Source organism: Kosakonia pseudosacchari, from assembly GCF_015167415.1.
GTDB lineage: Bacteria > Pseudomonadota > Gammaproteobacteria > Enterobacterales > Enterobacteriaceae > Kosakonia > Kosakonia pseudosacchari.
On record NZ_CP063425.1, the window covers coordinates 1,424,499 to 1,444,321 of the forward strand.

Annotated in this window: 21 protein-coding genes; 10 read left to right on the top strand and 11 right to left on the bottom strand. The window is 56.3% G+C overall.

Annotated elements, in window-relative coordinates:
- Nucleotides 1-84: 84 nt before the first annotated feature.
- The 4 genes from fur to ybfF form a co-directional block, all read right to left on the bottom strand.
- Nucleotides 85-531 (bottom strand): ferric iron uptake transcriptional regulator, encoded by a 447-nt coding sequence (gene fur, locus IP581_RS06590; RefSeq protein WP_007373881.1) that lies wholly within the window; start codon nt 529-531, stop codon nt 85-87.
- Nucleotides 532-824: 293 nt separating this feature from the next.
- Complete coding sequence (fldA, locus tag IP581_RS06595) at nt 825-1,355, bottom strand: flavodoxin FldA (RefSeq protein ID WP_017455917.1); 531 nt, start codon at nt 1,353-1,355, stop codon at nt 825-827.
- A 163-nt stretch (nt 1,356-1,518) separates the two neighbouring features.
- Nucleotides 1,519-1,800: a LexA regulated protein gene (gene ybfE / locus IP581_RS06600; RefSeq protein WP_017455918.1), complete on the bottom strand. Its 282-nt coding sequence runs from the start codon at nt 1,798-1,800 to the stop codon at nt 1,519-1,521.
- A gap of 130 nt (nt 1,801-1,930) precedes the next feature.
- Nucleotides 1,931-2,704: an esterase gene (gene ybfF, locus IP581_RS06605; protein WP_193822084.1), complete on the bottom strand. Its 774-nt coding sequence runs from the start codon at nt 2,702-2,704 to the stop codon at nt 1,931-1,933.
- 182 nt (nt 2,705-2,886) lie between these two features.
- Here ybfF and seqA point away from each other — a divergent pair, with 182 nt between their 5' ends.
- Together seqA and pgm are read left to right on the top strand one after the other, a co-directional pair.
- Nucleotides 2,887-3,441, top strand: coding sequence for a replication initiation negative regulator SeqA (seqA, locus tag IP581_RS06610; protein ID WP_193822085.1), 555 nt, complete (start codon nt 2,887-2,889; stop codon nt 3,439-3,441).
- A 24-nt stretch (nt 3,442-3,465) separates the two neighbouring features.
- Nucleotides 3,466-5,106 carry a phosphoglucomutase (alpha-D-glucose-1,6-bisphosphate-dependent) gene (pgm, locus tag IP581_RS06615; protein ID WP_193822086.1) on the top strand — a complete coding sequence of 547 codons (1,641 nt, stop codon included), beginning with the start codon at nt 3,466-3,468 and terminating at the stop codon, nt 5,104-5,106.
- Nucleotides 5,107-5,157: 51 nt separating this feature from the next.
- Here the strand turns inward: pgm and IP581_RS06620 are convergent, their stop codons facing one another.
- From IP581_RS06620 to kdpF, 7 genes are read right to left on the bottom strand one after another with little or no spacing between them, the layout of a single operon-like run.
- Nucleotides 5,158-5,586, bottom strand: a complete 429-nt coding sequence (locus IP581_RS06620; RefSeq protein ID WP_193822087.1) for an EamA family transporter — start codon at nt 5,584-5,586, stop codon at nt 5,158-5,160.
- 33 nt (nt 5,587-5,619) lie between these two features.
- Nucleotides 5,620-6,297, bottom strand: coding sequence for a two-component system response regulator KdpE (gene kdpE, locus IP581_RS06625; RefSeq protein WP_045509019.1), 678 nt, complete (start codon nt 6,295-6,297; stop codon nt 5,620-5,622).
- Complete coding sequence (kdpD, locus tag IP581_RS06630) at nt 6,294-8,981, bottom strand: two-component system sensor histidine kinase KdpD (RefSeq protein ID WP_193822088.1); 2,688 nt, start codon at nt 8,979-8,981, stop codon at nt 6,294-6,296. The genes kdpE and kdpD overlap by 4 nt, the downstream gene beginning before the upstream one ends.
- A 3-nt stretch (nt 8,982-8,984) precedes the next feature.
- A complete protein-coding gene (gene kdpC / locus IP581_RS06635) occupies nt 8,985-9,560 on the bottom strand; it encodes a potassium-transporting ATPase subunit KdpC (RefSeq protein WP_086871568.1) in 576 nt (191 codons plus the stop codon).
- A gap of 13 nt (nt 9,561-9,573) precedes the next feature.
- On the bottom strand, nt 9,574-11,622 hold the full coding sequence (gene kdpB, locus IP581_RS06640) for a potassium-transporting ATPase subunit KdpB (protein ID WP_193822089.1): 2,049 nt from the start codon (nt 11,620-11,622) through the stop codon (nt 9,574-9,576).
- A 20-nt stretch (nt 11,623-11,642) separates the two neighbouring features.
- Nucleotides 11,643-13,319: a potassium-transporting ATPase subunit KdpA gene (gene kdpA, locus IP581_RS06645; RefSeq protein WP_193822090.1), complete on the bottom strand. Its 1,677-nt coding sequence runs from the start codon at nt 13,317-13,319 to the stop codon at nt 11,643-11,645.
- Nucleotides 13,319-13,408 (bottom strand): K(+)-transporting ATPase subunit F, encoded by a 90-nt coding sequence (gene kdpF, locus IP581_RS06650; protein WP_020457044.1) that lies wholly within the window; start codon nt 13,406-13,408, stop codon nt 13,319-13,321. Before kdpF ends, kdpA begins: the two co-directional genes overlap by 1 nt.
- 416 nt (nt 13,409-13,824) lie before the next feature.
- On the opposite strand from kdpF, the gene IP581_RS06655 reads away from it, so the two are divergent.
- The 8 genes from IP581_RS06655 to nei all read left to right on the top strand — a co-directional run bounded on the left by IP581_RS06655 (nt 13,825) and on the right by nei (nt 19,811).
- Nucleotides 13,825-14,031, top strand: a complete 207-nt coding sequence (locus IP581_RS06655) for a YbfA family protein (RefSeq protein WP_086871574.1) — start codon at nt 13,825-13,827, stop codon at nt 14,029-14,031.
- 101 nt (nt 14,032-14,132) lie between these two features.
- Nucleotides 14,133-14,510: a DUF1722 domain-containing protein gene (locus IP581_RS06660; RefSeq protein WP_193822091.1), complete on the top strand. Its 378-nt coding sequence runs from the start codon at nt 14,133-14,135 to the stop codon at nt 14,508-14,510.
- A 7-nt stretch (nt 14,511-14,517) separates the two neighbouring features.
- A complete protein-coding gene (gene phrB, locus IP581_RS06665) occupies nt 14,518-15,930 on the top strand; it encodes a deoxyribodipyrimidine photo-lyase (protein WP_193822092.1) in 1,413 nt (470 codons plus the stop codon).
- Nucleotides 15,931-15,940: 10 nt separating this feature from the next.
- Nucleotides 15,941-16,684, top strand: coding sequence for a type 2 GTP cyclohydrolase I (locus tag IP581_RS06670; protein ID WP_086871578.1), 744 nt, complete (start codon nt 15,941-15,943; stop codon nt 16,682-16,684).
- 11 nt (nt 16,685-16,695) lie between these two features.
- A complete protein-coding gene (gene pxpB, locus IP581_RS06675; protein WP_193822093.1) occupies nt 16,696-17,352 on the top strand; it encodes a 5-oxoprolinase subunit PxpB in 657 nt (218 codons plus the stop codon).
- On the top strand, nt 17,346-18,278 hold the full coding sequence (gene pxpC / locus IP581_RS06680) for a 5-oxoprolinase subunit PxpC (protein ID WP_193822094.1): 933 nt from the start codon (nt 17,346-17,348) through the stop codon (nt 18,276-18,278). The genes pxpB and pxpC overlap by 7 nt, the downstream gene beginning before the upstream one ends.
- Nucleotides 18,268-19,005 carry a 5-oxoprolinase subunit PxpA gene (gene pxpA, locus IP581_RS06685; RefSeq protein ID WP_097400634.1) on the top strand — a complete coding sequence of 246 codons (738 nt, stop codon included), beginning with the start codon at nt 18,268-18,270 and terminating at the stop codon, nt 19,003-19,005. Before pxpC ends, pxpA begins: the two co-directional genes overlap by 11 nt.
- A 14-nt stretch (nt 19,006-19,019) precedes the next feature.
- Nucleotides 19,020-19,811, top strand: coding sequence for an endonuclease VIII (nei, locus tag IP581_RS06690; protein ID WP_193822095.1), 792 nt, complete (start codon nt 19,020-19,022; stop codon nt 19,809-19,811).
- Nucleotides 19,812-19,823: the final 12 nt, after the last annotated feature.

Sequence of the window (19,823 nt, forward strand, 5' to 3'; positions counted from 1 at the left end):
GCCGGGTTTTTCTTTTTTGCCGTTATCGTTATTGCAGATAAAAAAAAGCCAACCGTCAGGCTGGCTTTTAGGTTTTAAACGCTATTATTTCGCGTCGTGCGCGTGTTCATCTTCGCGGCAGTCACCTTCGGCGCAGTGGCCGTAAAGGTAAAGACTGTGGTTAGTCAGGCGAATACCGTGTTTCGCGGCGATTTCACGCTGACGCGCTTCAATGGAGTCATCACTGAATTCAATCACCTTGCCGCAATCGAGGCAGATCAGGTGATCGTGGTGATGTTGTTGAGTCAGTTCAAAAACGGACTTGCCGCCTTCGAAGTTATGACGGGTCACAATCCCGGCGTCATCAAACTGGTTCAGTACACGGTAAACCGTTGCCAGCCCGATCTCTTCGCCCATGTCGATCAGTCGTTTGTATAAATCTTCCGCACTGACATGATGGTTATCCGGTTCCTGAAGCACTTCAAGGATTTTTAACCGAGGAAGCGTGACTTTCAGGCCGGCCTTCTTTAATGCGGTATTGTTGTCAGTCATGCGGAATCTGTCCTGTTGCTATACGATTCACTTCCTTAGCGGAAGTTATAAGGAATGCACCTGGGGTAATGCGTCTCATTATAGAACTGCCATGGCTGGATGAAAACTGCAAGCCCTCAAGTAAAGTAAGCTTATAAAACGTGGTGTCGCCAGCAAAGTCCTTTACGGCGGCACCCAGTTTAGCAGGGCTTATTGTACAGCGATGGAGAAAAAAGTTAAAAATTTGTAGCAATTATTTCCATTGCTTTTATCTATTAATACGGCGTAACCCACAGATTACGCCGTAAAAAAACTCAGGCATTAAGGATATCGTCCAGGTGCAACTCTTCGCGAACCTGTTTTACCCATTTTTGAACGCGTTCGGAAGTCAGCTCGGGTTGACGGTCTTCGTCAATCGCCAGGCCAACGAAGTGGTCATCGTCCGCCAGACCTTTAGAGGCTTCAAAATGGTAGCCCGCGGTTGGCCAGTGACCAACGATGGTCGCGCCGCGCGGTTCGATGATATCGCGAATGGTGCCCAGCGCATCGCAGAAATACTCCGCGTAATCTTCCTGGTCGCCACAGCCGAACAGCGCAACTAATTTACCGTTAAAGTCGATCTCTTCCAGCGTCGGGAAAAAGTCATCCCAGTCGCACTGCGCTTCACCATAGTACCAGGTAGGAATGCCGAGCAACAGAATGTCATACCCTTCGATATCTTCTTTGCTGCTCTTGGCAATGTCATGTACGTCGGCAACATCTTTACCAAGCTGACTCTGAATCATTTTCGCGATGTTTTCGGTGTTGCCGGTGTCGCTGCCGAAGAAAATACCTGTAATTGCCATGAGTAAAATAACCTCTTGAAACTTAATGAGTATGGTGGTGGCGCTACGCCCACAGATAAGGGCAATCATAGCAGAACAGGGAAGCACGCGGAAACTGCTATCGCGTCGGACTGCACTGTATGACACATGAAAGTGTTATTTCGACGATGTTTCGGAGGATTCGCTAGCCGCGCAATGCCTTCAGCTGCGCCAGCAGCATCTCTTCGATAAGCTCGCTGCGGCTCATATCTCGCGCTTCTGCCAGCTCGTTTAACGCATCGACGGCTTCCACGTTGAGTTTTAATTCGACACGCTTAAGCCCACGAACTTTATCGCGTTTTAGCTGATTGCGTTTGTTGATGCGCAACTGTTCATCGCGCGAGAGCGGGTTTGTCTTCGGCCGTCCCGGGCGACGCTCATTCGCGAACAGGTCTAGTGTCGTACGGTCCGTTTGTTCTTTAGCCATGATCTAAATACTACGGGAAAAACAAGCAATCGGGCGGCGCGCCCGGGCTGAATAGCGCGCCATCATACATCAGCACAACGGACACGCCAACGACCGGGCGCGTTGAAACGACCAGTCGCCGCCTTTTTAATCAATTTGTCTTTTCAGCGAGATAGCGACGAATAGCACGCAAAACCGCGTCGGGTTTCTCGGCATGTACCCAATGGCCGGCACCGGCAATGACATGCGCCCGCGCCTGCGGGAACTGCGCCAGCAGCGCGTCACGGTACGCTTCAGTGACATAAGGGGAGTTTCCGCCGCGAACAAACAGGGCCGGTTTATGCCATGCAGGAACCGTTTCCCAGCCGACAATATGCGGATACTGCTCCCATAACACCGGCACATTGAAACGCCATGCGCCGTCGACAAAGGATTTCAGCAGGAACTGAATGACACCTTCTTCATTTATATGTTCGCGCATCAGAGCGGCGGCTTGCTGGCGAGTGGATGCCCCGGCATCGTTCACCGCATTGATGGCGGCAAAAATTTCGTCATGGCGGCGCACCTGGTAATCCACAGGCGCAATATCAATCGCCACCAGTTGATCAATACGCTCCGGCGCAAGCGCTGTTAACGCCATCACGGCTTTACCGCCCATGGAGTGGCCAATAAAGGTCGCTTTGTCGAGTTGATGAGCGTTCAGCGTATCCAGCAGATCCTGCGCCATGGCCGGGTAGTTCATTTCTGAAGCGCGTTCTGAAAGACCGTGGTTACGCATATCCACTTGCAACACGTCATGATCCTGAACCAGTTCACGGGCGAGCACGCCAAGGTTATCAAGGCTACCGAAAAGACCGTGAACAAGGACGATCGGAGAATTGTTGTGCGGATGTTGCGCAGTTTGCGCGCGCGTATTCAATTTCATGGCAAAGTTCTTTTTTTCACTGATTCGGGTTAGGTTATTATGTTGAACATTCTGCCGCCCGGCCGCAAGGTTAAGAATTACTCTTAGTTTTGCCGCCATCCTGGTTTGACGCTATCCGCTGTTGAGATTTCACTTTATAATCCCAACACTTGTATTCAGATAAGATATCGCACTGGATTAAGATGAAAACGATCGAAGTTGATGATGAGCTCTACAGTTATATTGCCAGCCACACGAAGCACATTGGCGAGAGCGCATCCGACATTTTACGGCGCATGTTAAAATTTTCCGCCGTACCTCAATCATCACAGCCTGCCGCTTCCCTCGCGCCGGTAAAAGAGCCGCGTAATGTCAGCACCGTTGAGGTTAAACCGACAAACACCGCCAAAGACAAAGTCCGTGCCGTGCGCGAACTGCTGCTGTCTGATGAATACGCCGAGCAGAAAAAGGCGGTGAATCGTTTCCTGCTGGTGCTGTCTACACTCTACTTACTGGATGAAAAAGGGTTTACGGAATCCACCGAGTCTCTGCATGGGCGCACCCGCGTATACTTTGCCGCGAACGAGCAAACGCTTTTGCAAAACGGCAATCAAACCAAGCCGAAACAGGTGCCGAACACCCCTTACTGGGTCATCACTAACACCAATACGGGTCGTAAATGCAGCATGATCGAGCACATCATGCAATCAATGCAGTTCCCTGCGGAATTGATTGAAAAAGTTTGCGGCACAATTTAATCCTTGCATTGAAAGGACCAGGCAATGGCTAACCATCCGCGTGCGGGGCAACCTGCACAACAGGGCGATTTGATCAACGTCGCTCAGCTTACTGCGCAGTATTACGTGCTGAAACCGGAAGTCGGAAATTCAGAACATGCGGTGAAGTTCGGCACATCCGGCCACCGTGGCAGCGCAGGTCGCCACAGCTTCAACGAGCAACATATCCTCGCCATCGCTCAGGCTATCGCCGAAGAGCGTGCAAAAAACGGTATTACCGGTCCGTGTTATGTGGGTAAAGATACCCACGCGCTGTCAGAACCGGCGTTTATCTCGGTGCTGGAAGTGCTGGCAGCCAACGGCGTGGACGTCATCGTGCAGGAAAATAACGGCTTCACACCAACGCCTGCCATCTCAAACGCTATCCTGGTTCACAACAAAAACGGCGGCGCGCAGGCGGACGGTATCGTTATTACGCCGTCGCATAACCCACCGGAAGATGGTGGGATCAAATACAACCCGCCGAATGGCGGCCCGGCAGACACCAACGTCACCAAAGTGGTGGAAGATCGCGCTAACGCACTGCTGGCCGACGGCCTGAAAGGCGTGAAACGCATTACGCTCGATGCCGCGCTGGCGTCCGGTCACGTGACAGAAAAAGATCTGGTACAGCCGTTTATCGAAGGGCTGGCGGATATTGTCGATATGGCGGCAATCCAGAAAGCGGGTCTGAAGCTGGGCGTCGATCCGCTGGGTGGTTCTGGTATCGAATACTGGAAACGTATTGCCGAGCATTACAAGTTGGATCTCACGATTGTTAACGATCAGGTCGATCAGACATTCCGTTTTATGCATCTCGATAAAGATGGCGTTATCCGCATGGATTGCTCCTCTGAGAGCGCAATGGCGGGCTTGCTGGCGTTGCGTGACAAATTCGATCTGGCCTTCGCCAACGACCCGGACTACGACCGTCACGGCATTGTAACGCCGGCTGGCCTGATGAACCCAAACCACTACCTGGCGGTTGCCATCAACTACCTGTTCCAGCACCGTCCGCAGTGGGGCAAAGAGGTTGCCGTCGGTAAAACGCTGGTCTCCTCTGCGATGATCGACCGGGTGGTGAATGACCTGGGCCGCAAGCTGGTGGAAGTGCCGGTTGGCTTTAAATGGTTTGTCGATGGTCTGCATGATGGCAGCTTCGGCTTCGGCGGCGAAGAGAGCGCGGGGGCTTCGTTCCTGCGTTTCGACGGCACCCCGTGGTCTACTGATAAAGATGGCATCATCATGTGCCTGCTGGCTGCGGAAATCACCGCCGTCACCGGGAAAAACCCGCAGCAGCACTACGATGAGCTGGCTGCGCGTTTCGGCGCGCCGAGCTACAACCGTTTGCAGGCTTCCGCTTCGTCCGCGCAGAAAGCTGCACTGTCTAAACTTTCCCCGGAAATGGTTAGCGCCAGCACACTGGCAGGCGATCCGATTACCGCGCGTTTGACCGCCGCACCGGGTAATGGCGCGTCGATTGGCGGGCTGAAAGTGATGACCGATAACGGCTGGTTTGCCGCGCGTCCGTCAGGCACGGAAGACGCCTACAAAATCTACTGTGAAAGCTTCCTCGGTGCTGAACACCGTAAGCAGATCGAAAAAGAAGCGGTAGAGATTGTCAGCGAAGTGCTGAAAAACGCGTAATCACTGAAAAGAAAAGGCTCCTTCGGGAGCCTTTTTACTGCCTGTTTGCGATTACCCCAGCGCCACCATCAGCGCCCCGGCGGTGATCAGCGCCACTCCCGCGCCGGAAATCAGAGAAACCTTCTCGCCAAACAGCACTACCGCCAGAATCACCGCAAACACTACGCTGAGCTTATCAATCGGCGCCACGCGCGACACATTCCCGCTTTTGATCGCCATAAAATAGAACAGCCACGACAGCGCACCCGCTACGCCGCTTAGCACCACAAACAGCAGCGCTTTTCTGTCGGCGAAAACCGTCGAAATCAGCGACAGCTTGCCCTGAACCACTACCACGCCAGCCAGGAAAATTGCCATCACCACTGCGCGGATTGCGGTAGCGGTATTGGCATCAAGATGTTGTAAACCGATTTTGCCGAAAATGGCCACCAGCGCAGCGGTCAGCGCCGACAACAAGGCATAAATTAACCAGGCACTCATGATTTCCCTCCCAAAAATCAGAAGGATACGCCGTCAGAGCATAAACCGGTAGCCGATACCTGTTTCCGTCAGTAAATGGCGAGGACGCGCCGGATCGACTTCCAGCTTTTGCCGTAAATGCCCCATATAAATACGCAGATAATGGCTGTGTTCCACGGCGTTTGGTCCCCAGACCTGGCTAAGCAGCTGGCGCTGCGTCAGGACTTTCCCGTGGTTATTGAGCAGCACCGCCAGCAGGCGAAACTCAATCGGCGTGAGATGCAGTTCTTCTTCACCGCGTTGAATGCGGCGGTTAGCCAGATCGACGCGGATATCAGAAAAGGTGACCACTGGCTCATCGGGTGTGGCGGCGGCATGGCGGCGCAGCGCGACGCGCAGGCGCGCCTGCAATTCGCCAATGCCAAACGGCTTGCTGAGATAATCATCGGCACCCGCATCCAGCGCGGCGATTTTGTCGCTCTCTTCGGTACGCGCAGAGAGCACAATTACCGGCATCTTGCTCCACTGGCGCAGGTCACGGATAAAGTCGAGCCCGTCGCCGTCCGGCAGCCCCAAATCGAGGATCACCAGATCCGGTTTGCGGGTGGCGGCTTCAATTAGCCCGCGCTGAAGTGTCTCTGCTTCATGGACGCGCAGCCCTTCGGCTTCCAGCGCGGTACGCAGAAAACGGCGGATAGCTTGTTCATCTTCAACAATCAGAACGTTGATCACAGATCCTCAGGTAATTCATCCAGTTGCGGCGGTGTTTCCCGTGGAAGTGTAACACAAAACAGCGCGCCGCCTTGTGGGCGGTTGCGGGCGGCGATGGTGCCGCCATGCACCTCGACAATCGCCTGGCAAATCGCCAGCCCCAGTCCAACGCCGGGAATGGCTGACTCTTTGGTTCCGCGGGCGAATTTATCGAAAATCGCCGCTTCCTGGCCCGCAGGGATCCCCGGTCCGTTATCCCACACATCCAGCGTTAACTGGTCCGGCGTGCTGTGCGCGGTAATCCCAATTTCGGCGCGATGCCCGGCATATTTCACCGCATTTTCCAGCAGATTAATCAGTACGCGCTCAAACAACGGGCCGTCAACATGCACCAGCATCAGCGGGTCGGGCAGGTCGAGCGCAATATGCTGGCCGCCAAGCCCTGGCTCCAGCGTTCGCAACGCACTGCCAATCACCTCTTCAAGCGTCAGCCACTCTTTTTTCAGGTTAAAGCCGCCAGACTGGATGCGCGCCATATCCAGCAAATTATTCACCAGTCGCGTAGTGTTCAGCACATGCTGGCGAATTTCGTTGGCTTGCGGCGCATGTGCTGACCCTTCGCTCGCCAGATCCAGCGTGAGGATTTCCGCCTGACCAAACAGCACGGTTAGCGGCGTGCGCAGATCGTGGGACAGCGCCGCCAGCAGCGAGTTGCGAATGCTTTCGCGCTCACTGGCCAGCCGCGCCTGTTCTTCGCTGGTGGCTAATGCCTGGCGTTCCAGCGCGCTGGCGACCAGCAGGGTGAAGGTTTCCAGCAGGCGCTGTTGTTCCGGGATCATTAACTGGCGCAGATTCGCCGGTTCAACAATCAACAATCCATGGGTTTTTTGATCGCTTTTTAGCGGCAAAATTTGATACGGCACGCCGGGCAGCGTATCGGTGCCCGCGCCTGCCGGCTGGCCTTTATCAAAACTCCAGCGGGCGATGGCGTCATCCCACGGCGTCATACCGTGCGTCTGCGTCACAGCCGCCAACTGACCGTGGCTATCCGGCAGCAGCAGTTTGCTGCGCGCATTAAAAGTTGAGTGGATAAAGGTTTCGCTGGTCGCCGCGATATCCTGATTGCTACGCCCAACCGCCAGCGCTTTTGACATCTCATACAGATGGCGGGTGCGCTGCTCCCGGTAGCGCGCCACCCGCGCCTGATAACGCACACCGGCCGTCAGGTTACCAATCACCAGGCCTACCGTCAGCATTACGCCAAACGTCAGCAGGTATTGCACATCGGAAACCGCCAGCGTACCGCGCGGGGCGATAAAAAAGAGATCAAAACTGACAACGTTAATCACCGTGGCGAAAGCGGAGGGCCAGCGGCCAAAAAATAGCGCCACCAGTACCACGCCAAGCAGATAGATCATCACCAGGTTGGCGGCATCAAATGCCGTCAGCCACTGCATGGCAATCAGGGTAATGGCGGCACAAAGCGCAAGCGCTACCACGCAGCCTTTCAGTTGCACACGGAAGCGATCCATAAATGGCCGCACATCCCCGGCGCGAGCGGGCAGGGGAGTCGGCGCATCTTCCAGCGCGATGATCACCAGATCGAGATCCGGCGCGCGTCTGGCGAGCTTATCGGCAAAGGATTCCCGGCTCCACCACTGGCGTTTATTGCGTCTGCCAATCAGAATCTTGCCGAGATTATGTTCGCGCGCGTAACGCAAAATGGCGCGGTCTTCCGCCGGATCGGAAAGGGTGGCGGTTTCTGCGCCCAGCTCCTGCGCCAGGCGCAGTGAACTTAAAATCGCCCGCCGCTGCGGTTCCGGCAGTTTATGCAACGTTGGGGTTTCGACATACACCGCATGCCAGGCGCTGCCGAGCTTAGCCGCCAGGCGTGCGGCCGTGCGGATCAGTTTCTCATTGCCGGCACCGTGGCCGACGCAAAGCAAAATCGCATCGCGCGTGTGCCAGACTTTTTCTTCGCCCTGGCGGTCGCGCCAGGCGCGCATTTGGTCATCCACGCGATCGGCTGTGCGGCGCAGCGCCAGTTCGCGCAGGGCAATCAGGTTGCCTTTACGAAAGAAGTGTTCAATCGCGCGTTCCGCCTGACCGCCAATATAGACTTTGCCTTCGTGCAGACGCTGGCGCAGGTCATCCGGCGGTAAATCCACCAGCACCACTTCATCGGCGCTGTCAAAGAAAGGGTCCGGCACCGTTTCGCGCACCTGAATCCCGGTTACGCCGCTGACCACATCGTTGAGGCTTTCAAGGTGCTGAACGTTGACGGTGGTAAAAACATCAATCCCTGCTTCCAGCAGCTCTCCGACATCCTGCCAGCGTTTCGGGTGGCGCGAGCCGGGCGCGTTACTGTGCGCCAGTTCGTCCATCAAAATAAGCGCCGGACGCCGCGCAAGGGCGGCGTCCAGATCAAACTCCTGAATTAAGCGTCCGCGATGGTGGATACGCCGGGCGGGCTGCGTTGCCAGCCCCTCCAGCAGCGCGGCGGTCTCTTTTCGGCCGTGCGTTTCCACGACGCCAATCAGAATATCCAGCCCTTGCGCCCGCAGCCGCTGTGCTTCCTGCAGCATCGCAAAGGTTTTCCCCACTCCGGCGCAGGCGCCAAAAAAGACTTTCAGCTTGCCCCGGTGCGCGGTGGCGGCATGCTCCAGTAGGCGGTCGGGATTGGGGCGCAAAGGCTCATCAGTCATGCTTTATTTGTCCTTGAGCGCATCCAGCGCCAGATTAAGTTCCACCACATTCACCACCGGTTGGCCGATAAAATTCACCAGCGGTGTTGAGGTATGCTCCGCCACCAGTTTCGCCACCACCTGCACCGGCAGGTTACGCGCCTGCGCCACCCGTGGGATCTGCCATTCAGCGGCCTGCGGAGATAACTGCCCGTCAAGGCCGCTGGCCGAGGTGGTAATGAGTTCTACCGGAACATGCGTATCCGCTTGCGGGTTATCGGCCCGCAGTTGCGCGACGCGCTGCGCCACTTCTTTGTCCAGCTCGGGGTTGCTACCCGCCAGGTTACTGCCGCCAGACGCCATAGGATTATAAGGCGCGTCCGCCGTGGCGGAAGGGCGACCATGAAAATATCCCGGTTGGGTAAAATCCTGACCTAACAGGCGTGAACCACGCACGTTGTCACCTTCACGAATAAGTGAGCCGTTGGCCTGATCGTGAAACCACCATTGCCCCAGCGCGGTGGTAAGCAGCGGGTAAAGCCCGCCGGTAATCAGGGTAAAGAGTATCAAAAGCAGAAATGCGGGACGTAATAAAGCCATTTTTAACTTCCTCTTACACCAGGCCGAACAGCGTGAGAATAAGGTCGATCGCTTTGATGCCAATAAACGGCACGATCAAACCGCCCAGCCCGTAGATCCACAGGTTACGGCGCAACATGGCAGAGGCGGTCAGCGGTTTGTAGCTCACCCCTTTCAATGCCAGTGGGATCAGAAACACAATCACCAGCGCGTTAAAAATAACGGCGCTCAAAATCGCCGACGCCGGGGAGTGCAGGTGCATCACGTTGAGCATATTCAGCTGCGGATAGGTCGCCGCAAACGCCGCCGGGATAATGGCGAAGTACTTCGCCACATCGTTAGCGATACTGAAGGTGGTCAGCGAACCACGCGTCATCAGCATCTGTTTGCCGATATGCACCACTTCAATCAGCTTGGTGGGGTTGGAATCCAAATCCACCATGTTGCCCGCTTCTTTCGCCGCTTGCGTACCGGAGTTCATCGCAACCGCCACATCCGCCTGCGCCAGCGCGGGGGCGTCGTTGGTGCCATCGCCGGTCATCGCCACCAGCCGGCCTTCCGCCTGATACTGACGGATCAGCGCCAGCTTGGCTTCCGGGGTCGCTTCGGCCAGAAAATCGTCGACACCCGCTTCGGCGGCAATCGCGGCGGCGGTCAGGCGGTTATCACCGGTGATCATCACCGTTTTAATCCCCATTTTGCGTAACTGGGCAAAACGCTCTTTGATGCCGCCTTTGACGATATCTTTCAGCGCGATCACGCCCAGCACTTTTGCTCCTTCGGCCACCACCAGCGGCGTTGCCCCCTGGCGCGCCACGCGTTCGACCAGCGCTTCGACATCTGCCGGGAAGTGCCCGCCGTTCGCTTCGATATGGCGGCGAATAGCATCAACGGAACCTTTACGGATCATCCGGTCCTGCACGTTAATCCCGCTCATTCGGGTTTGCGCGGTGAACGGCACAAAGGTCGCTTGCAGACTTTGCATATCGCGCTCGCGCAGGTTAAAGCGCTGTTTTGCCAGGATAACAATACTGCGGCCTTCCGGTGTTTCATCGGCCAGGGATGAGAGCTGTGCGGCATCGGCCAGCGTTTTTTCATCCACACCCTGGGCAGGCAGGAAGTCAGACGCCTGGCGGTTACCCAGCGTGATGGTGCCTGTTTTATCCAGCAATAACACATCGACATCGCCCGCGGCTTCCACCGCGCGACCGCTGGTGGCAATGACGTTTGCGCCCAGCATGCGGCTCATCCCGGCAACACCAATCGCGGAAAGCAGCCCGCCGATAGTCGTCGGGATCAGACACACCAGCAGGGCAACCAGCACGGTGACACTCACCGGCGTGCCGCCATACACGGAGAAGGGCCACAGCGTTGCCGTTGCCAGCAGGAAAACAATCGTCAGGGCCACCAGCAAAATGGTCAGCGCGATTTCGTTTGGCGTTTTACGCCGCTGTGCGCCTTCCACCATCGCGATCATGCGATCAAGGAACGTTTCGCCGGGGTTGACGCTGCACTGGATCACCAGCCAGTCAGAGAGAATGCGCGTACCGCCGGTTACCGAGGCGAAATCGCCGCCGGACTCACGAATCACCGGTGCGGACTCCCCGGTAATCGCGCTCTCATCCACCGACGCGCCGCCTTCGATCACTTCGCCATCACAGGGGATAATATCGCCTGCTTCCACCAGCACGATATCGCCTTTGCGCAGATCTTCCGCCGGAATATGGTCGATTTGCGCGTCATGCTGCGGGGCACGAAGTTTGCGGGCAAACGCGGTCTTTTTCACCCCTTTCAGGCTATTGGCCTGCGCTTTACTGCGGCCTTCGGCCAGCGCTTCGGCGAAGTTGGCGAACAGAACCGTCACCCACAGCCACACGCTGATAGCGCCGGTGAACCACGCACTGCCGTCGAGATGACCGGTCGCCATCGCCAGCGCCAGCAGGGTAGTTAACACGCTGCCAATCCAGACAATAAACATCACCGGGTTACGCCACTGCACATGCGGGCTTAACTTGGTCACGGAATCCATCAGCGCCTGGCGAACAAGATTCGGTTCGAAAAGCGCCAGTTGTTTACGACTCATATAACGCGTCTCCGCCACTCTTAAAATTGCAGGTATTCCGCCACCGGGCCGAGCGCCAGGGCAGGAATAAAGGTTAAAGCGCCGACCAGTAACACGGTGCCGATCAGCAGGCCGATAAACAGCGCGCCATGCGTTGGCAGCGTGCCGGAGCTGGTCGGCTGAATTTTCTTCGCCACCAGCGAACCGGCAATCGCCATGACTGGAACAATCACACCGAAGCGACCAAAGAACATGCAAAACGCCAGCAAACAGTTCCAGAACGGTGTATTGGCGCTTAAACCCGCAAAGGCGCTACCGTTGTTATTGGCGGCAGATGAGACGGCGTACAGCACTTCGCTAAAGCCGTGAATGCCGGGGTTGAACATGCCGCTGCGTCCGGCATCGGTCATCATCGCCAGCGCGGTACCAATCAGCACCAGAGCCGGGGTGACAAGGATTGCCAGCGCGGTCATTTTCATTTCGCGAACGTCAATTTTCTTACCGAGGAATTCAGGCGTGCGGCCAATCATCAGCCCGGCGATAAACACCGCCAGCAGCACAAACAGCAGCATGCCGTACAGACCTGACCCCACGCCGCCGAACACCACTTCGCCTATCTGCATCAGCCACATCGGGATCATGCCGCCAAGCGCAGTAAACGAGTCGTGCATGGCGTTGACCGCCCCGCAAGAGGCCGCCGTGGTGACGACGGCGTACAAGCTGCTTGCCAGAATGCCAAAACGGCTCTCTTTCCCTTCCATATTGATGGCGCTATCGCCGCCGAGCGTCAGGAAGTGCGGGTTACCCTGTAATTCCGCCCACATCACAATCCCGGCGCAGATGACGAAGATAATCGACATTGCCCACAGCAACATGTGTCCCTGACGGCGATCGCCAACCGCATCGCCAAAGGCGAAACAGAGTGCCGCCGGGATCAGGAAGATCGCCAGCATCTGCACGAAATTGGTTAAGGCAGTGGGGTTTTCAAACGGATGCGACGAGTTGGCATTAAAGAAGCCGCCGCCGTTGGTACCGAGCATTTTGATCGCTTCCTGCGACGCAACAGGTCCCATCGGCATCAGGTGTTGCACGCCTTCCAGCGAGGTATAAGCCTGGTACGCCGAAACGTTTTGTAGCGCCCCTTGCTGAATAAAAAACAGCGCAATCAGCAGCGAGACAGGCAACAGCAGCCACAGGGTAATACGTGTGATATCAACCCAGGCATTACCAAGTGTCTCCATACTGCGGCGTGAAAAAGCGCGGATCAGCGCAAAGACCACAGTAATACCGGTCGCGGCAGATAAGAAGTTTTGTACCGTCAGCCCAGCCATCTGGCTGAAGTAGCTCAGGGTGCTTTCCCCGGAATATGACTGCCAGTTAGTGTTGGATACAAAGCTGACGGCGGTATTCAGCGCCAGATGCCAGGAGAGCCCCGGCAGGTTTTGTGGGTTGAGCGGCAGCATTCCTTGCAACATCAGCATCGCAAACAGCAGCACCAGGCCGAAGATATTCAGCCATAAAATCGCCAGTAAATAGTGCCGCCAGTTCATTTCACGGGTATCGATACCGAGCCCGCGCCAGAGGAGGTTTTCCATACCGCGCACACCGGGAAGCGACTGACCGGCGATCATCTTCGCCAGCAGCGAACCGAGCGGGCGCGCGAGGATAAACAATACCAGCAGAAAGCTGGCAATCAGAAGAAACGCCTGAGCGGCCATCAGAAAGCCTCCGCGTTGATCAGGGCATAAACCAGATAGCCCAATAACAGGAAAACCAGCACGATGCCGATTACTACGCCTGCACTCACAATCCACCTCCGGGGTGATTTAACGATGTGCAGAAAAAGTAGGATTTTCGGCGCAAAGATTTCGCAAAAATCGGCGGGCGGAGTGTAAAAAAAATATAAAAATTACGCGGAATGAACTGGCGGAGTGGTGCGTATACGCGTAGCCCTTTTCTGTGGGGCTGTCATGTTTAACAAAGAAATCCACAATTTAACTGATGGTTAGTATTAATTTAACCATTTTGTAACTTATTTACCGGCTGAATGTAAATAAAGCCGAAATTGACAAAAAATAGTGGTCGGATGAGTAGTAAAATTACAAACAAAACGGTACTATTTTAACCAGATTTCAGTGCCGCCCTGGTTTTTACGTTAGTGACTTTCAGGGGGGCTAATAATTTTCCGGTGCTGCTTACCGGCCTGACAAAGGGGAGAGAATTATGGACACATACAAAGCGTTTCCGGCTCATATTGTGCTGTTGCGACGTGCTTTCGCCGTTCTGGCGGGTGTGCTGGCGTTGCCGGTAATGTTGTTCTGGAAAGACCGCGCACGTTTTTATAGCTATCTGCATCGCGTCTGGGCAAAAACCAGTGAAAAACCGGTGTGGATGGATCAAGCAGAGAAAGTAAGCTGCGACTTTTATTAATCGACGACACACAGCAAACCTCATCGCCACCGCATTCGCGGTGGCTTTTTTTTACCTGCGGCCTTTGACTACACTTACTGCGGGTAGAAAAAGGAGCCGTGATGCGCGAGAAAATTCCTGCGGGCATGCATACCTGTTTGGCCGGGAAATCGGTCTGTTTTGACGGCGGCTATGTAAGGCTTGCGCTCGCGGCGATATCGCATTCTCCCCGGCAAACATGTGCACCGGCCCACCAGGCGATTGATACGCGGTGCAATCACATCAGGGCGCTGATGCCCGGTGTTTGTAAAACGTTTCATGCCAGCCAGCAGCCAACACTCTTCACACTGATTAAACGTTACCGCCAGCCAACCCAGCCACGGCTTGCGCCGAAGACTTTACTCAAACACTATATGGTTGAATTTCCCGACGCGTCCCGGGCCGGGCAACGCAATGTTGACTCCGGGTCAGAGGCGCGGCGCTTACGTTACGGATATTAGGAGCGGTATGACCACCCATCTGGTCTGGTTTCGCGCGGATCTGCGCGTACATGACAATCTTGCGCTTGCGGCCGCCTGTCGCAGCGATAACGCGCAGGTAAAAGCCCTGTTTATCGCCACGCCTGCGCAGTGGCAGCAACATCATCTGGCGCCTCGTCAGGCGGCGTTTATCAATGCGCATCTCAACGCCTTACAACTGGCGCTGGCGGAAAAAGGCATTCCGTTGATTTACCGGGAAGCGGCGGATTTTACCGACAGCGTACAAACAGTGGTGGATGTCTGCGAGCGCGAGCAAGTAAGCCATCTCTTTTACAACTATCAATACGAATTCAACGAGCGACAGCGCGACGCCGCCGTCGAAAAAGCGCTACCGAATGTCGCCTGCCAGGGCTTTGACGACAGCGTGATGTTGGCACCCGGTAGCGTGATGACCGGCAATCATGAGATGTACAAAGTCTTTACGCCCTTTAAAAACGCCTTTCTGCGCCGGTTGAAAGCGGATCTGCCCCAGTGTGTTGCCGCGCCGCACCCGCGTGAAGGCGTCGACGTCGCGCCACATCCGGTTACGCTTGATTACCCCCAACAGGATTTTGATGAAAATCTGTTCCCGGCTGATGAGAAAAGCGCAATCGCGCGGCTGCGTCAGTTTTGCCAGCAGCAGGCGGCAGCGTATGAGCAGCAACGCGATTTCCCGGCAATCGAGGGCACCAGTCGTTTGTCGTCGTGTCTGGCAATTGGCGCTCTATCGCCGCGCCAGTGCCTGCATCGTCTGCTGGCTGAACAACCGCAGGCGCTTGACGGTGGGCCGGGGGCCGTGTGGTTGAGTGAGCTGATTTGGCGCGAATTTTATCGCCATCTGATGACTTATCATCCGGCACTCTGTAAGCATCGCCCTTTTATCGCCTGGACTGATAAGGTGCAGTGGCAGGAAAACGACAAGCATCTGCAAGCCTGGCAATGCGGCAACACCGGCTACCCGATTGTTGATGCGGCGATGCGCCAGTTGAACGCCACCGGCTGGATGCACAACCGCTTACGGATGATAACCGCGAGCTTTCTGGTCAAGGACTTACTTATCGACTGGCGTCATGGGGAGCGTTATTTTATGTCGCAGTTGATCGATGGCGATTTCGCGGCGAACAATGGCGGCTGGCAGTGGGCGGCCTCGACGGGCACCGATGCGGCTCCCTATTTTCGAATTTTTAACCCGACCACGCAGGGTGAACGCTTTGATGCTGATGGCGCGTTTATTCGCCACTGGCTACCGGCGCTAAGCGATGTACCGGAAAAATCCGTGCATCAACCCTGGGACTGGGCGGATAAACACGGGGTAAAACTCGATTATCCTCGCCCGATTGTTGACCATAAACAGGCGCGAACCGCCACGCTGGCGGCCTATGAAGCTGCCCGTAAAGCGTAAAGGAGTGATGATGAAAAATACCGAGCTGGAAAAACTGATTAACGAAAAACTTAACAGTGCGGCGTTCAGTGATTACGGCCCGAACGGGCTTCAGGTTGAGGGGCGGGAAACGGTACAGAAAATTATCACTGGCGTGACCGCAAGCCAGGCGCTGCTGGACGAAGCGGTACGCCAGCAGGCGGATGCGGTGATTGTCCATCACGGTTATTTCTGGAAAAACGAAGCGCCGATCATTCGTGGTATGAAACGTCACCGCCTGAAAACGTTACTGGCGAATGACATCAATCTGTACGGATGGCACCTGCCGCTCGACGCGCACCCTGAGCTTGGTAATAACGCGCAACTGGCGGCTTTGCTCGGCATTAACGTGATGGGGGAAATTGAAGAGTTGCTGCCGTGGGGCGAACTGTCGATGCCGGTTCCGGGGCTGGAGCTGGCGTCGTGGATTGAAGCGCGCCTTGGGCGTAAGCCGCTGTGGTGTGGCGATACCGGGCCGGAAAAAATCACCCGCGTTGCCTGGTGTACCGGCGGTGGGCAGAGCTTTATTGATAAAGCGGCCCGCTTCGGTGTTGATGCGTTTATCACCGGCGAAGTCTCCGAACAGACTATTCATTCCGCCCGTGAACAGGGGCTGCATTTCTACGCTGCGGGCCACCACGCCACCGAGCGCGGTGGCATCCGCGCGCTCAGCGACTGGCTGAATGAAAATAGCGATCTTGACGTCACGTTTATCGATATTCCGAACCCGGCGTAAGGAGAGGGCAAGTGCAGCGAGCACGGTGTTATTTGTTAGGTGAAAGCGCGGTGGTGCTGGAGCTGGAGCCGCCGGTACAACTGGCGACGCAAAAGCGTATCTGGCGGCTGACGCAACGGCTGGCGGACGTGCCGGACGTGGTGGAGGCTATTCCGGGGATGAATAACATTACGGTGGTGCTGCGCGATCCGCATTCGCTGGCGCTCGACGCGATTGAGCGGTTACAGCGCTGGTGGGAAGAGAGCGAGGCGCTGGAACCCGAGTCTCGCACCATTGAGATCCCGGTGCTGTATGGTAAAACTGCCGGGCCTGATCTGGGGCTGGTGGCGGAACACTGCCGGATGACGGAAAAGCAGGTCGTTGAGCTGCATGCTTCCATCGATTACGTGGTGTGGTTTCTTGGCTTCCAGCCCGGTTTTCCTTATCTGGGCGGGATGCCGGAGGCGCTTGCCACACCGCGCCGCGCCGAACCGCGTGTGCGCGTTCCCGGCGGTTCTGTCGCCATTGGCGGCGCGCAAACCGGCATTTATCCCCTGGAAACGCCCGGCGGCTGGAACCTGATCGGACGCACCGATCTGGCATTGTTCAACCCGCGTTTGCCGGAGCCGGTGTTATTACGTCCGGGCGATACGCTACGGTTTGTGCCGCGCAAGGAGGGCGTATGCTGAAAATTATCCGCGCGGGAATGTATACCACCTTGCAGGGGGGCAAACGTATTGGCTTGCGTCAGTCTGGCGTCAGCTACTGCGGCGCGCTGGACGAGCCTGCATTACAGATTGCCAATGCGCTGGTGGGCAACGCGCCTGAGGCAGCGGCGCTGGAAATTACTTTTGGTCAGTGCGAAGTGGAGTTTGGTCGCGATGCCTGGTTTGCGCTCACTGGCGCAGGCTGTGAGGCGAAACTCGACGGTAAAGCGGTGTGGACCGGCTGGCGGTTTGCGGCAAAAGCCGGGCAGCGGCTGGTACTGAAAAGACCGCTGCACGGCGTGCGCAGCTATCTTGCTGTGGCCGGGAGCTTTGCCGTACCGGCGGTAATGGGCTCGGTCAGCACCGATCTGAAAACCGCTATCGGCGGGCTGGAAGGGCGACTCTTGAGCGATGGCGATGTGTTGCCACTGGGTGAACCTGTGCGTCATTTTCACACACAGCAAGGGGTAAAACAGTTGCTGTGGGGCAACCGCATTCGCGCGTTGCCGGGGCCGGAGTATCACGAATTCGACAGCGCCTCGCAGGAGGCGTTCTGGCGTTTGCCGTGGCAGATAAGCCCGCAGAGTAACCGTATGGGTTACCGTTTGCAGGGGCAGCCGTTGGTGCGTACCACGTCGCGCGAACTGCTTTCCCACGGCTTGTTGCCGGGCATCGTGCAGGTTCCCTCTAACGGGCAACCGATAGTGCTGATGAATGATGCCCAGACCACCGGCGGTTACCCGCGAATTGCCTGCATTATCGAGGCGGATATGTACCACCTGGCGCAAATCCCGCTTGGGCAACCGATACACTTTGTCCAGTGCTCGCTGGATGAGGCACTGAAGGCGCGTCGCGAGCAGCGTATCTACCTCGATCAACTGGCATGGCGTCTGCACAATGAAAATTGATTTAAACGCCGATCTCGGCGAAGGCTGCGGTAATGATGCTGCGTTACTCCAGCTGGTTTCTTCTGCCAATATCGCCTGCGGTTTCCACGCAGGCGATGCGCAAACCATGCTGACTTGTGTGCGTGACGCATTGCGTAACGGCGTGGCGGTGGGGGCACATCCCTCCTTCCCGGACCGGGATAACTTTGGCCGCACGGCGATGCATTTGCCGCCGGATATTGTCTATGCCCAAATGCTGTATCAAATTGGCGCGCTGGCGGCGATGGTGTGTGCAGAAGGCGGCAAACTGCATCATGTGAAACCGCACGGTATGCTCTACAACCAGGCGGCGGATGACGCGGCGCTGGCCGATGCCATTGCCGGAGCGGTTTACGATGCTGATCCCGCATTGATTCTGGTTGGGCTGGCGGGCAGCGAGTTGATTCGTGCCGGAGAGCGTTATGGTTTGCGCACGCGCCAGGAGGTATTTGCCGATCGAGGCTACCTCCGCGATGGTCGACTGGTGCCGCGCAGTGCGCCGGGTGCGCTAATTGATGATGACAATCTGGCGCTGGCGCAAACGCTGGAGATGGTGCTGGAAGGGCGGGTGAGATGCATCACCGGTGAGTTTGTTAATGTGCAGGCGCAAACGGTCTGCCTGCACGGCGATGGCGAGCACGCGCTGTTGTTTGCCCGCCGCTTACATAGTGCCTTTGCCCAACGTGGCGTGATGATTTCTGCCCACTAACGCAAGGAGTTTTTATGCCGGAAGGACCGGAGATCCGCCGGGCGGCAGATACGCTTGAAGCCGCGGTTAAAGGCAAACCATTAACCGATGTCTGGTTTGGTCTGCCGTCATTGGCGCGTTTCGCCGCTGATCTGGTGGGACAGTGCGTTGAGAAAATGGAAACGCGGGGAAAAGCGCTCCTGACGCATTTTTCCGGTGGGCTAACCCTTTACAGTCATAACCAGCTTTACGGCGTCTGGCGCGTGGTCAGAGCAGGAGAGATCCCGCAAACCAACCGAGTACTACGCGTGCGGCTGCAAACGGAGCAAAAGGCGATTTTGCTGTACAGCGCGTCGGACATTGCGTTACTCACCCCGGAACAACTGGCGCAGCATCCCTTTTTACAGCGCGTCGGGCCGGATGTGCTGGATATGACGCTAACCGTAGAGCAGGTCAAAGCGCGGTTGTTATCGCCCCGTTTTCGCCGTCGCCAGTTTTCCGGGTTATTGCTCGATCAGGCCTTTCTGGCCGGGCTGGGTAACTATCTGCGTGTCGAAATTCTCTGGCAAAGCGCCCTGGCGCCACAGCACAACGCCTCGCAACTTAGCGAAGCGCAACTGGATGTGTTATCGCAGGCGCTACTTGATATTCCCCGTTTGTCATACCAGACACGCGGCGTGGTGGATGAGAATAAACACCACGGCGCGCTGTTTCGCTTTAAGGTATTTCACCGCGCCGGAGAAGCGTGCGAGCGTTGCGGTGGGATAATTGAGAAAACCACCATGTCGTCCCGGCCGTTTTACTGGTGCCCGGTCTGTCAGCATTAAAATAAAAAACGC